Origin of the sequence: Achromobacter aegrifaciens, assembly GCF_902859735.1 — a bacterium.
Taxonomy (GTDB): domain Bacteria; phylum Pseudomonadota; class Gammaproteobacteria; order Burkholderiales; family Burkholderiaceae_B; genus Achromobacter; species Achromobacter aegrifaciens.
The window spans coordinates 438864-452170 of sequence record NZ_CADIJY010000005.1 but is presented as its reverse complement, the minus strand read 5'-3'; the positions used below and the strand labels follow the sequence as shown (position 1 = coordinate 452170).

The 13307-nt window shown below is 60.1% G+C and carries 12 protein-coding genes; 10 read left to right on the top strand and 2 right to left on the bottom strand.

Annotation, left to right across the window (positions count from 1 at the left end):
* Positions 1-106 precede the first annotated feature (106 nt).
* The 6 genes from HV766_RS18200 (at position 107) to HV766_RS18175 (ending at position 5638) form a co-directional block, all read left to right on the top strand.
* Entirely contained in the window at positions 107-607 is a 501-nt protein-coding gene (locus HV766_RS18200; RefSeq protein WP_042795790.1) for a sigma-70 family RNA polymerase sigma factor, read from the top strand.
* Complete coding sequence (locus HV766_RS18195) at positions 604-1548, top strand: FecR family protein (protein WP_175181635.1); 945 nt, start codon at positions 604-606, stop codon at positions 1546-1548. The genes HV766_RS18200 and HV766_RS18195 overlap by 4 nt, the downstream gene beginning before the upstream one ends.
* Before the next feature lie 83 nt (positions 1549-1631).
* On the top strand, positions 1632-3995 hold the full coding sequence (locus HV766_RS18190; protein ID WP_175181634.1) for a TonB-dependent siderophore receptor: 2364 nt from the start codon (positions 1632-1634) through the stop codon (positions 3993-3995).
* A gap of 157 nt (positions 3996-4152) precedes the next feature.
* Positions 4153-4689: a DUF4189 domain-containing protein gene (locus tag HV766_RS18185; RefSeq protein WP_119449818.1), complete on the top strand. Its 537-nt coding sequence runs from the start codon at positions 4153-4155 to the stop codon at positions 4687-4689.
* 136 nt (positions 4690-4825) lie between these two features.
* A complete protein-coding gene (locus HV766_RS18180) occupies positions 4826-5200 on the top strand; it encodes a glutaredoxin family protein (protein ID WP_013390852.1) in 375 nt (124 codons plus the stop codon).
* A gap of 15 nt (positions 5201-5215) precedes the next feature.
* A complete protein-coding gene (locus tag HV766_RS18175) occupies positions 5216-5638 on the top strand; it encodes a hypothetical protein (RefSeq protein WP_175181633.1) in 423 nt (140 codons plus the stop codon).
* Between the two features lie 11 nt (positions 5639-5649).
* On the opposite strand, the gene HV766_RS18170 is transcribed toward HV766_RS18175, so the two are convergent.
* On the bottom strand, positions 5650-6522 hold the full coding sequence (locus HV766_RS18170; protein ID WP_175181632.1) for an alpha/beta fold hydrolase: 873 nt from the start codon (positions 6520-6522) through the stop codon (positions 5650-5652).
* A 270-nt stretch (positions 6523-6792) separates the two neighbouring features.
* Here HV766_RS18170 and HV766_RS18165 point away from each other — a divergent pair, with 270 nt between their 5' ends.
* On the top strand, positions 6793-7350 hold the full coding sequence (locus HV766_RS18165; RefSeq protein WP_175181631.1) for a sugar O-acetyltransferase: 558 nt from the start codon (positions 6793-6795) through the stop codon (positions 7348-7350).
* A gap of 40 nt (positions 7351-7390) precedes the next feature.
* Here HV766_RS18165 and HV766_RS18160 read toward each other — a convergent pair whose 3' ends face one another.
* The gene (locus HV766_RS18160) at positions 7391-7723 is read right to left on the bottom strand and encodes a hypothetical protein (RefSeq protein WP_175181630.1); all 333 of its coding nucleotides are present in this window, start codon (positions 7721-7723) and stop codon (positions 7391-7393) included.
* Between the two features lie 626 nt (positions 7724-8349).
* Here HV766_RS18160 and HV766_RS18155 point away from each other — a divergent pair.
* The 3 genes from HV766_RS18155 (at position 8350) to HV766_RS18145 (ending at position 12741) form a co-directional block, all read left to right on the top strand.
* Positions 8350-8523 carry a hypothetical protein gene (locus HV766_RS18155; protein ID WP_175181629.1) on the top strand — a complete coding sequence of 58 codons (174 nt, stop codon included), beginning with the start codon at positions 8350-8352 and terminating at the stop codon, positions 8521-8523.
* A 146-nt stretch (positions 8524-8669) separates the two neighbouring features.
* Positions 8670-9515, top strand: a complete 846-nt coding sequence (locus HV766_RS18150) for a hypothetical protein (RefSeq protein ID WP_054438611.1) — start codon at positions 8670-8672, stop codon at positions 9513-9515.
* Between the two features lie 373 nt (positions 9516-9888).
* Positions 9889-12741: an AAA family ATPase gene (locus tag HV766_RS18145; protein WP_175181628.1), complete on the top strand. Its 2853-nt coding sequence runs from the start codon at positions 9889-9891 to the stop codon at positions 12739-12741.
* Positions 12742-13307: the final 566 nt, after the last annotated feature.

Below are 13307 nucleotides of genomic sequence, written 5' to 3'. Positions count from 1 at the left end.
GCTCTGCCGGTGGAGCGGGTGACGATGAAGTCTCCATCCCCTTTGGCTTTCCAGAACCCATCATGCCATAATTGATAACGATTCCCATTTATTCACAGCACAAGCCGTGGACTCAACGCGTGACACCTGCTTTTCCAGCATCTACAAGAGCGACCATCCCTGGCTGGAGCGCCGTCTTCAGAACGGCCTGCGCAATCGCGAGGATGCCGAGGATGTCGCAGGCGAGACCTTCACCCAGTTGCTCTGCCTTCCTGCGCTGGAGCAATTGAACGAGCCTCGCGCGATGCTCATCACCATCGCGCGGCGCATCACATGGCGGCTGTGGCGCCGGCGTGAACTCGAGCAAGCGTGGCTGGAGATGCTGCGCCTGCAGCCGGAACCCCTGGAGCCCTCGGCCGAAGAGCGGGTACAGACCCTGCAGTCCTTGCAGGCGCTCGACACGGCGCTGGACGGTCTGTCTTCCAAGGCCAGGATGGCTTTTCTCTACAGCCAGCTCGACGGCATGACGCATGTGGAAATCGCCGCAAGGCTGAAGGTTTCTCCCACCATGGTCCGCAAATACATCGTCCAGGCCCTGCGCCGTTGCTGCGAGGTGTTTGGCGTATGACGCCCTTGGACATGCGCAGCCGCGAGGCGGCTATCGAATGGCAGGTCTGTCTGTCCAGCGGTCAGGCCAGCGATGCCGATCGCAAGGCCTTCGATCGGTGGTTGGCGGAAAGCCCGAGCCACGGCGCGGCCTGGCAGCGGCTGAACTCGGCATTGGACGGCACGCTGCATCGCCTGCGGCCCGGACTGCTTGCCGACGGCAACCCGCTGCGGCGTTCGCTGGTCGGGCCGCAACTCGCGCAGCGCCGCAGGCTGGGCAAGCTCGTCCTGGCGGGCGGGACCGTGCTGCTCGGCGCCGGTGTCGCGGACCGCTATGTGCCGCTGCGGCATCTGGCGGCGGGCTATGTGACCCGCACCGGTGAACGCCGGCGCGTGGCCTTGCCTGACGGCAACATGATGGAGTTGGACGCGCGCAGCGCCGCAACGCTGGACGGGCAACACGGCATACACGTGTCTTCTGGTGCCGCCATCTTTGAGGTGGCGGCAGGCCAGGGGCTGCAAGTACGTCTGCCCCATGGCGAAGTCCGCCTCGCCCAAGGCCGCGCCATGGTGCGCTGCGCGTCCGAACGCAGCTTCTGTCTGGCCCTGAGCGGAGCCGCCGAGGTCTCCACACTTGCCGGTATCCGCCGGCACTTGGCGCCTGGCCAAAGCGTCTGGTTCGACGCGCAGCAGATCGATGCGGTGCAGGACAACCAGGAGTACGCCGCCGCCTGGAGCAACGGCGAGCTTGAAGTCCATGACGAACCCCTGCAGACCGTGATCGATGCCCTGGCCCGATATCGGCCAGGTTGGCTGCGAGCCTCACCCCAGGCGTCCCGCCTGCGCGTCACCGGCCTGTTCCCGCTGGACGATAGCGACCGCGCCCTGGCGGCGCTCACGCATACCCTGCCCATCCGGCTGCAACGGCTGAGCAGTTGGTACGTCATGATCGACCTCGCCTGAAAATTTTTTCTGCGCCAGGTGTTTTTTTGCCGGCGCCGATGCACATACATGGAACGCGTGCTCACGCATCCACGGAGTGTTCCATGCTTTCCCTCAGGTTTCCGGCTGCCTGCGTCATCGCAGCCGCCGCCAGCAGCGCCCATGCCCAGGCGCTGCGCCAGTATGATTTGCCCGCGGGCCAGCTGGATGTCGCGCTGACACAGATCGCGCGCATCGCGGGCGCGGTCATCTCGTTTCGCGCCGAACTGGTAGCAGGCAAATCCGCGCCGGCCATCTCCGGCCGGTTGACCGTCGACGAAGCCACCGCGCGCGCGCTGACCGGAAGCGGGCTGGAACTACGGCGCACACCGGACGGCAGCCTGACCGTGGCGCCATCAGGCACCACGACACTCTCGCCGGTGACGGTCGAGGCGGCCACGCTGGGTGTGACCGAGGGCACGCATTCATACACCACGCCGGTGATGGCCACGGCCACCAAGTTCGCGCTTTCGCCGCGCGAGACGCCGCAATCGGTCAGCGTGGTGACCCGCCAGCAGATCGAGGACCGAGGCTTCCAGTCGCTGGACGATGTGGCCCGCGACACCACCGGCCTGACCACGCGCCAGATTGGCGGCGGCGAGCGCACGCAGTTCTTCTCACGCGGATTCGAGATCAGTTCGTTCCTGGCCGACGGCGTGCCGCTGGCCTACGACTACGACACCCAGGGCGTGGCGACGCTGGCCATGTACGATCACATCGAAGTGCTGCGCGGCGCGGCCGGCATGATGACCGGCGCAGGCAATCCCTCGGGCACCATCAATCTGGTGCGCAAGCGCGCGACGGCGGTGCCGCAGTTTTCGGTGACCGCCAGCGCCGGCAGCTGGGACAACTATCGCGGCGAAGTCGACGGGTCGGGCGCATTGAACGAAAGCGGCACCCTGCGCGCACGCGGCGTCGTGGCCTATCAGGACTCGGATACCTTCAAGAAAGCCTACGAGCATCAGCGCCAGCTCTATTACGGCACCATCGAAGCCGACCTCACGGCAAACACCACGCTCAGCATCGGCGGCTACTACAACCGCGAAGACAATCCCGGCGCGGATTGGAACGGCCTGCCGACCCGCCGCGATGGCAGCTTCTACGACTTCAAGCGGTCGACCCGCCTGTCGCCGGATTGGGCCTATTGGAACAAGGAAAACACCAGCTTCTTCGCCGAACTCGATCATCGCTTCGACAACGGCTGGTCCGGCAAGCTGACCGCCCGCACGCTGCGCGCCAAGATGAACATGCTGGGCAGCTACCTCTATCCGCTGGAGAACTCGACGTTCTTCGGACAGGGCTTGGGCCAGTACAACTACGACAAGACCCAGTACAGCGTCGACGGCTACCTGAGCGGCCCGTTCACGCTGCTGGGGCGCACGCATGAACTGGTGCTGGGCGGCAGCTTCCTGAAGAACAAGGACGACGACGGTCCTGGCGGATGGCCGTTGGGCTATGACATGACGGTCGACCCCGAACACTGGGACTCCAGCGCCGTCGAAAAGCCCACGTTCGTCTACCCCTGGTCGCGCAAGGGATTCCAGCGCCAGATGAGCGGCTACGCCACCACGCGCCTAAGCCTCGCCGACCCGCTGACGCTGATGCTGGGCGCCAGGCTGGACTGGTATGAATACGACATGACGCTGAAGTCCGGCGACTACGTCAGCCCGCCCGCGGCCTACAAGGTCAACCACGAACTGACACCCTACGCGGGCCTGATCTACGACCTGGACCGCCACCATTCCGTCTACACCAGCTGGACCAGCGTGTTCCAGCCGCAAAACTACCAATCAGCCAGCGGCGCACCGCTGGATCCGGTCATCGGCACCAATCTGGAAGCAGGGATCAAGGGCGAGTACTTCGACGGCCGCCTCAACGCCAGCGCGGCGGTATTCCAGATCCGCCAGCGCAACCGTCCAATCGCCCTGACCACATCCGCGTGCGGCCCAGGGGTAATCGAATGCTATGCGCCCTCCGGCAAGGTGGAAAGCCGAGGCGTCGAATTCGAAGTGGCAGGCGCAATCACGCCGGGCTGGCAGGTGTCTGCCGGCTATACCTACAACCAATCCAAGTATCTGGAGGACTCGGGCAACCTTCGGGCTGGCGCGGCGTATGACACGCAAACCCCGCGCCATCTGTTCAAGCTATCCACCATGTACACCCTGCCTGGCTCCTTGAATGCCTGGCGCGTGGGCGGGGCAATGCGCGTGCAAAGCGCGATCAGCTTGCCCGCCTACAACGTGCGCCAACCCGGCTACAGCATATGGGATGCCGTGGTGGCTTATCGGGCCAGCCCGAATCTGGATCTGCGGCTGAACGTCTACAACCTGTTCGACAAGTACTACTACCAAGCGATTGGCAGCAACCAGGACAACAACCACTTCGGCGCGCCGCGGTCGTTTTTGTTGACGGCGAAGTACACGTTTTAAGGTTGGGGCGTGGCTGGGAGAATCGTTCGTAGAAAGAATTTCGGACTACACTTTCCGGGGCAATTTCACAGCCTGACACCTTGCCTCGGACTCTCTGCCTACCCGGCCTTGACCCACGGCATCCGGCTTGAAGAACACGACAACTGCGAGACGACACATGCGTGCTTTAAAAGCGGCTTTCCTGCTGGCGATACTGTACCTCGGCGTCGCTGTCTCGGCGCAGGCCGAACAAGGTTGCCCGGACGGCTTTATGCCCAACGCCGCCGGCACGCCGGGCCAGCAGTGCGTGCCGATCCCAGGCCTGTCGCGGCCACAAGGCGGCACCGGCGCGCAAACCGCGCCTGACCAACCGCGCTGGACCACCCGCTGGGGCGCAATCGCATACGACCCGCCCTCGGGCTCCGTCGGCATCGCCGCCGACAAGACCAGCAAGGTCAAGGCCGAACAGGCCGCGCTGGAGCATTGCGCGTCCAAGGGCGGCAAGGGTTGCAAGACCAACATCACCTACTACAACCAATGCGTGGCGGTGGTGTACGGCCCTTCCCCCAAAGGCGAGGGCGTCTTGATGAATTCCGCCAGCGCCGAGACCAAGGAACAGGCAGAAGCATTGGGCATGGAAACCTGCAATAAAGCCACGCAGACCTCCTGCAAGACCTTCTATACGGGCTGCAGCTACCCGGTGCGGTTTCAATAACGCGCGGGCTTCAACTACCGACCCATGACGTGACACGGGGTGACCACGGGCCTGCGCAGCTGACGGCACTCGCGATACTGAAACACGCCGCACAGAGTAGACTGGCCGCCTGTCCATCTGTATCGAGTCCTACTCCATGCTAGTCAAAGCCCTACGTGTCGGCCTGGGTCAAATCATCGTGCTGGGCGACGCGCTCACGCGGCCCCGCCCGCAACAGCGCTCCGCGCAAGGCCAGGCCACGGTCAACACCGAAGCGGCCAAGCTGTCGCTCTACCAGTTCCACGCCTGCCCGTTCTGCGTGAAGACGCGGCGCGCCATCCACAAGCTCAACGCGCCCATCGCGCTGCGCGACGCCAAGGGCGATCCCGAAGCGCGCGCGCAACTGCAGGCAGGCGGCGGCAAGGTGAAGGTGCCGTGCCTGCGCATCGACGATGCAGCGGGCACGCGCTGGATGTACGAGTCCAGCGACATCATCGCCTACCTCGAACAACGCTTCGCCAACGTAGCCTGACAGGGGTTCATGGGCATGATGCGCCTGGCTCGCCTGTTCCTCACCGCCTTGGCCACCGCGAGCGCGCTGGCCGGCTGCGATTCCGCGCTGGAGCCCGCGCCGCCCGGGTCGAAACTCAACGCTGAAGCCATCGCCACGCGCGACACCCCTCCGGAGCATCAGTTCAAGGGCGTGCTGGCCGGGAAGCCCGTGCATCTGCTAATGCATAAATGCAAGGTGTACATGGTCGGGCCGGCCGAAGGTGAAAACCTGAAGTGGACGCTGGTGCTGGAAGGCGACCTGTATCCGCTGCCGACCAGCTGCATCCGTCAATCGCTGACCGAGAGCAAGGGCGTGGTGACTGCCTTTATCGGGCGGCAGGCGTTTGGGGCGGGCGGGTGCTGCACGGGGACGCCGGAGTATCAGTCCAGGGATGGGGTGAATTGGAAGCCGCGCTGAGCGCAGCGACATCATGCCGCCAGCACCCTTTGCAGAAATCCCCGCATCAACGCAGCCACCTCATCCAGATGCGTCTCCAACAACCAATGGCCGCCACTCTCCAACAGGTGCAGTTCAGCATCCGGCAAATCCCGCAGATAGGCGCGGGCGGAAGCCTCCGGCATGTAGTGATCCTGCGGTCCCCAGACAATCAGCGTAGGCGGCTGGTGATCCCTTAGATACCGCCGGTGCTCCGCAAACCACGCCCGGTTTTGCTTCAGGCCAGCAATCAAATCGATGGCGACCTCCTTGCGGCGCGGCGTCATCAGCGACCAATGCAGCTTCCATAGATCCGGCGAAATGCGGTCGACAACCTCCGGCCCGACATGGTTCAGGAATTCCTCCTGGAAGCTTGCTTCAGTAATGCTGTCGCCTATGGCGTGGCGCATCTCCGCGGACGACAACGCCCAGGTGGCTTCGATGTCCGCATATTTGGGCCCCAGGGCGTCCTTATAGGGAACGTCGCCATTCTGAATGATCAGCGCCGTCACCCGATGAGGCGCACGGATCGCCAGCCGCGCCCCGATGGGCGAGCCGAAGTCGTGCAGGTAGAGCGCATAGCTGTCCAACCCGAGGGCCGCGACAAAGCGATCCAGAAAGGCCGCATAGCCGTCGAAGCTGTAATCGAAGTCCTCGGGCGTGGCGCTGTAGCCGGCGCCGGGATAGTCGGGCGCGACCAGGCGCCAGCGATCGGCCAGGCGAGGCATCAGGTTGCGGAACTCGTAGGAAGAACAGGGATAGCCGTGAGGCAGCAGGAGGGCAGGCGCATCGGAAGGACCCGCGATGCGGTAGAAGGTGTCGATGTTGTCGACGGGGATGCGGCGGTGCTCGACAGGGGCGGTCATGGGAGGCTCCTTGGGTTGCGGACGGCGGGTGGGTGTATATGGCCGCCACTCGTCAGCAATCACAGTGCCTGGGCAGGGCTCTCCCCAGGGGGAATGTCCCGAGGCAATCGCATGCAACGCCGCGCGTGATGCCGTAAGCGTCTCTACCCGCTTTTGGCTTTCCGGAATTCCGGAAGATCGTCCGGGATAAAGACGTCAGGCTACGATTTCGCAACATGCGGTTGGCCAGTCAACCGCCCGCTACGCCGAACCCTCAAAGGAAAGCCGCAGATGGCAAATGACGACCGCACTCTGATCATTCCCAGAAGAACGCCCGAATCAGCAGCCATGACGGCCAACATCAAACGCGCGATGACGATCACCGCCGCCCTCAACCGCCTGACCTTCAACGACGCCGCCGAAGTCCGCGCCTTGTTCAGCGAACTGATCGGCAAGGCGGTCGATGAGAGCTTTCTGTTGATCCCGCCGTTCTATACGACCGGCGGCCCCGACATCAGCGTCGGGCGCAACGTCTTCGTCAATCAGAACTGCACTTTCTATGACCTGGGCGGGTTGAGCATTGCCGATGATGTGATGATTGGGCCGAACGTCAGCCTCATTACGTCTGGCCATCCGATCGAACCTTCGCGGCGTCGTGATTGCGTCACTGCGAAGCCCATTGTGATCGAGAGGAATGTCTGGATTGCGGCGGGTGCGACCGTTATTGGTGGCGTGACTGTGGGCGAGAACTCGGTGGTCGCGGCGGGTTCAGTGGTCACCAAGGATGTGCCCGCGAATACGCTGGTGGGCGGGAATCCGGCCAGGGTGATTCGGTCGATTGCTGAATAAGGCGGGCGCGCGAGCGCCGCCCTCTGGCTGCTAGGTTTGGCTACTGGATCGACGACGGTGCGCCGTGCGTGACGTCGCCAAGATCCGCATCCGCTTCGCAAAAGCGCGCCTGCGCCAGCATGGCATCGGTCAAGGTGCCCAGGTGATCGCACAAGCCTTCCACTCCGCCCATCAATGCCGCCACCGTCCACGCGTCTAACGGCTGCCCGCCAGTTGCGTCGGGTTCGGATGCGCTGTTGCCGACCATGCGGGCGATGGCCTCGATGGCGTGGCGGGCTCGGTCTATGTGGTGGAGATGGGCGAGGGGGACTGGGCCGAGTTCGGGGTCGGATTCGACGGACCAGGGGTTTTGGGTGAGGGGGTGGGATTGCATGACAGGCTCCAAAGACAAGTTAGACCTGCTCCCCACTTCCAAATGGGGTGGGCGGGCACATGGCAAGGTTGGAAGACCGGCGTCTTTGGAAACCGGCGTGCGCGAACGCACCCTCGCCAAGGCCCACCCATAGGGACGTGCAGAGGCGCACGGACGTGAAAATGCCGCCTGAGCGGCGGCTGTCCGCCAAAGACATTGCCGGCTTCCAAACCGGGCTACCGGTGGTGCGGTAGTAGAGCGAGTATACGGTAAGGGGGAATGCGAATTGGGCTGGGAGACAAATTCGCTACGAGAAGGCGATGTTCATATCACGGCAGAATGTCCGCTTTCGACCCGTTGCGGTCACTCCACGTCCGTTTAGGAATGTCTGCTAAGCGGCGTTCCCTTCGTATTCCCCTCCCACAGGTTACAAAGCGCTGCGGCATGCGGGGCCTGATAGCCAAGTGGCGGCCAAGATTCCACTAGGCTAAACGCGACTGCAATCACCGAAGCTATTCAATGGGCTTTCCCGTCAGATAGACCAGCCATTTCTAAGCTGAGCACCGTCAGCGCATACCTGCTGCAGTCCTAAGAAAACGTGATACAACTGTTAACATCATCTCGTACAGCCCCCTCGACGAGCGTTCTTGCGTCACGTGAACTTCTTCCGGTATGGCGGCTGCGGGACTTTTGGTGGTCTTGAGCTAAGCAAGGCTTGGCAGGATCTCGGTGAGGATCCGACTACCGACATCAAGGACGCCGAAGAGTGGGAGGTTCAGCTACGTACCCTGCTGGATTGCATGCCGTTCGCCGATTTGTAGTTCAACGCGGAAGAGAGAGCCTAGCCCTCGCTGCTGTCGCGGCCGCGATCTCGGAGAAATGCAGTCTGACACCTTTGCTACCACAGCGGACAGCCTACGGCAGCCGCTGAATTCAATCGTTAGTCCTCATCGACAAGAGAACAAGAATGGCAACTGCGCTCGTATCGGCCCCAATAGCTGGCGACAAGCTTTATCAGGTTCGTGCTCGTGAAGCTCTGCCTCTACTGGTTCGGCAGGCTGAGGCCAGGAACACCATCACGTACTCGGACCTTGCTTTCGAACTTGGGATGCCGAACCCAAGGAACTTGAATTACGTGCTCGGCAGTGTGGGCCGGACGATGGAGGGTCTTTCTCGGAAGTGGAAGGAGAAGGTGCCTCCGATTCAGTGCGTAGTGGTGAATGGAAACACCGGCCTACCCGGCGAGGGCATTGGATGGTTCTTGGTGAAGAAGAACAACTATACGTCTCTCCCTGCGGATAAAAAGCGCGCAGTGGTAAAGGCGGAATTGGCCGGAGTCTTCGGCTACCCCTACTGGACTGAAGTTCTCGAAGAAGTGGGTTTGCGACGTCATGCTGGCATTGCAGTGCAGGCGCTTCCGAATTTCGGCGGTGGCGGTGAAGGACCGGAGCACAAGCGGCTTAAAGCATATGTGGCGGCTAATCCAGCAATCGTTGGCTTACCAGAAATGGCTCCGCACGGAACAATGGAGGAGTGCCTCTTATCGGGAGACGCATTGGACGTTTCCTTTCAGCATCGCCGGCTTTGGTTGGGTGCTGAAGTTAAGTCACATATCTCTTCGGAGCTGGACATTCAGCGAGGACTGTTTCAGTGCGTCAAGTACCGGGCCGTGATGGAGGCTCAGGCCCAGGCGGCTGGTGCAGAGCGCGATGTTCGTGCTGTCCTCGTTTTGGGGTGCGCGCTCCCCGCAAGACTGAAGCCACTCAAGAATATGCTGGGCATTGAAGTTGTCGAAAGCATTCACCCGCGGTGAGGCTTAAATTCATACAGCAAACGCAACGCCGTGAGTAACGCAATCGCTCAAGCATCTGTCACCAGCCTAACCGGTTGGTTAAGCTGACGCCAACAGTTTCGCTGTTGGTGCCCTCCGTTGCGCTCCGGCGCGCATCACAGAGTATGCCCCTTTCGCTCTTGCAGGCTGCATCTACGGTGTTCGTGTCCTTGATTATGATGAGATGGGGCGTGGTCGGTAGATTTTTGATGTGCATAAGCCGAGCTGAACCAGATGACGCACCAGATTCAGATCGGCAGATTGCAACAATTGCGAAGGCCTCGACACTTGAATTGGGGTAAAAGTTTTCTGCTCTCAGTCTGAATACGATCATGCGCATCACGGAGGAGGTGTAATGAGCCAGTACCTTTTGAGTTTTGCAAGGCAGAATCTTGAAGGGCGCACTGACGCATACCTTGCGTTGCTCTGGTGTATGTACCAGGCCAACCAGGACAAGGGCCGCTATTCCGACCATATCAAAGCACATATCACCGTGGCAGCTGACCAGTTACTGGGTCGCAACTACCAACGGATGGCCGCACGCTTCAAAAAGGTGCTCGACAGTAGGCCGGAACTGGATCGTATACCGCCGTCCGGCCTCGGTACTTTGGACTACCTTCGCGTGAAAAGTTTCCGAGGCTTCGGAGAAATTGGCCCTGACGACACTGGCACCTTCATTCGCTTCAGCAAGCTCAAAAACATCTTCTACGCACCCAATGGCGGCGGCAAATCATCGCTGTGCGAGGCGTTGGAAATTGGTACCACCGGCGATATCAAAGAAGCGGCCAGGCGCAAGACCAAGGTCACTCAGTACATCGCACGAGGAGAGACCAAGCCCAAGCTAATGCTCATGGGAACAGACCGGCTACAAGTTAAACGGAGCATCAGCTGGTCGGGCTGCTTCATCGACCGCAATCGCCTTCAAGAATTTTCGCTATTGGGCTCCAAGGATACTGGCAGTGCAGAGAGGGATGTCCTAGCCACCTTGTTCGGCTTGGAAGAGCTCCAGGAGGTCATTTCTAGATTCGTTCGGCCTGAAAGCTTTTCGCTTAAGGCCTTTGTGCGTGCGGATCGAGCCGGCGCACTGGACCTATTGGAACGCACCCGCGTCAGCCTGAGCCAACTGCGACGTAAGCATAGGGCAGACCTCCAAAAATCGATATCCGAGAGTTGTAGGCTGCTGGGGCTGAGGCCCAACCAGGACTTCGATGTTCGACGAAAGGTCTTGCGGCTGCGAGACACAATAGAAATGCACATTCGTGGTGCCGAGCGCCTGCGCGCCTCCAGGGCCCCGCTCGCTATCCCGCTGAAGCAGGTGAAGCGCATCTGTGCCGTCGCTCAGCGTTTGCTTCACCGAAGAGCCAATATCGAAGCGGCATTTTTGCAGAGGGCCAGCGACGTCGATTATCGCGCCTTCTTTGAGGCATTAGAAGCAATCGAGCATTTACAGGTCGGTGAAACCTGTCCTGCATGCCTGACTCCCCTCGATCAAGTGGTAGTTAGACCGTTCGAGAGGGCGCGACTGCAGATCAAAGCACTGTGTGCACTGGAGTCCCTCAAACAATCTAAGCTGCGAAACGACGCCCGGATTGTGCTCTGGGCTTCGAAAGTCGCCACGGGAATCAGCGGGGTGAAGAACAACGAGCATGCCGACGTTCCCTGCACGTTGAATATGTGCGCGTTGGATGAGGTGCTTGCAAAGTTCCATGCCACTACCGATCGTTCGGAAGTGGCACCCGCCGTCCTCGACTCGTTTCTGGATCTTTGCGCCCGAAGTGCAGATCAGATGGAGGTCTACTTAATTGCCTGCGAGCGCAAGCGTCGGGAGGTCGGTCATGCAGCGGCCCAGGCAGCCCGACTCGACGCGCGGGTGATGCAGTTGAAAGAAATAGATGAATCGCTGAAGCTGCAGTTCGACGGCAAAAAAATAGCGGAACGCGAGTTCAAAGTCGCCAACGATCAGATGGCAGACCTGGTAAAGCAGAAAGTGGCATTGCTGAACGATGCAGTGGACAACAGCCGCTTCAACCAGCTGCTCGAGGATCTGGAGACAGAGTATCGAACACTCTATCGCAATTTGCTCGATTACAAGCTGGAGCTGGAAAAAGCGCGAATCATCGGGATCGAAGCCAAAGCTGCCGAGTACTATCGAGCTATCAACAACCACGACGATGACCATGAGCAAATCACGTCGTTGCGCTTCGAACGTCAGGCTGAAAGCTACCGGATCAAGATCACCAACCTAGACGGATCATCGCTCGATGCGTTTGCTGTGCTCAGTGAAGGGCATCTGAGAACGTTGGGTTTGTCGATCCTCCTGGCGATGGCTGAGAAAAACAATTTCCCGCTCATCGTGTTCGATGACGTGGTCAACGCCATCGATACAGATCATCGATCAAACATCATCGATCTCTTCTTCAGCGATGCCTACTTACGCCGCATCCAAATGGTAGTAACCACCCATGACCGCCTCTTCTGGGAGCGATTCTGCAACATCGCGGACCGTCACCCTCAGTGCGATCAGCACGCCAGTCATGTGCTCAGCTACACGAATAAGGGCATTGTGGTGATTGATTATGCGGGTGGCTTCCAGAAGAAAGTCTATCTGGCGTTGTCGGTCTTCGACGTCCGCCAGGCGTTGCTTTATTGCCGCATCTGGTTCGAATCCATAGTGCTTGAGTTTTGCATCGAAAACCGCGTTAGAGTCACGGCCAACTTCAACAAGTCGCAGCTTAAGAAGAGCATGTACTTGCAGGTCAGCCTGGAGCATACTTTCTCGTTGGTGGAGCCTTTCATTAACTACGACCTGTCGTACTTCAATTTCATCAAAAATGACTTGGTCAACTGGGGTGGTCAGAACCAGGAGCATCACGCCTTCGACGAGGGCAGCCTGAACTTCGTGCACTCGAAAACCAGCGGTGAGGTGTTGAGAATCTACGATGCCATCCGCTTTCTGGAGTGCCAGCTCTTTCCGATGAGGAAGAAGGAGTCCGGGCAAAAATACCTTGCCGAACTTAACGAGAAAATTGAGAGAAGCCAGAGGAAGTTGGCGGGGCTCGCTAAAGCGCCAGCAGACGTGCAGGAGGAGCACCAAGCCGCGTTGAAAGCTCTGGAAAAGCGCGCCGCCGAGCTTGGGCAGGAGCTTGAGTTCATCGAGCAGTGTCTCGCTAGCGTCGCTCAACGCGAGCAAACTAAAGAACTGCCCTGAACTCTATTCCGCTTGGTACAGCTCTGGCTGTTCTTGGCTGGCATTCTGCCGGGCACCCGCCCCATCTTGTGTATAAGTGATCATGTTCCCAAAGTGCATCAAATCGAGCCGCAAAATCATTTGCATCTCTATGAAAATGCTCTGCAATCGTGTGCAAGACCGACGATGGTTTTGTTTCCAAAAGACCCCCTACCAAATCAAAAACCCGCTGTATGAAGCGAAAGCAGAGCGAATCTGCGTCAGTCAAAGTGCGGTAAAACACAGCTTAACTCGACAGAAGCGCAGCTAATCCGATCGAATGGCACCGACAAATCAGCCACTCAACCCGAATGAATGCAGGATGCTGAAAGAGTGCGGCTGGGTTGCCACCCAACACATGGCGGATGATGCAGACGTCTTTGAGCAGGCTGTGCTGTCCCTCGGACAATTTCTCGGGACTCCAATTACAACCCGCACCCGACGTCTCGTGGATAGGCTAACGCCAAAGCTAGCTGACATGGCGCACCCGCACTCTTTGAGCCGGATGTCGGGAACTGGTCAGCAGCCGTGGCACATGGACATGAGCC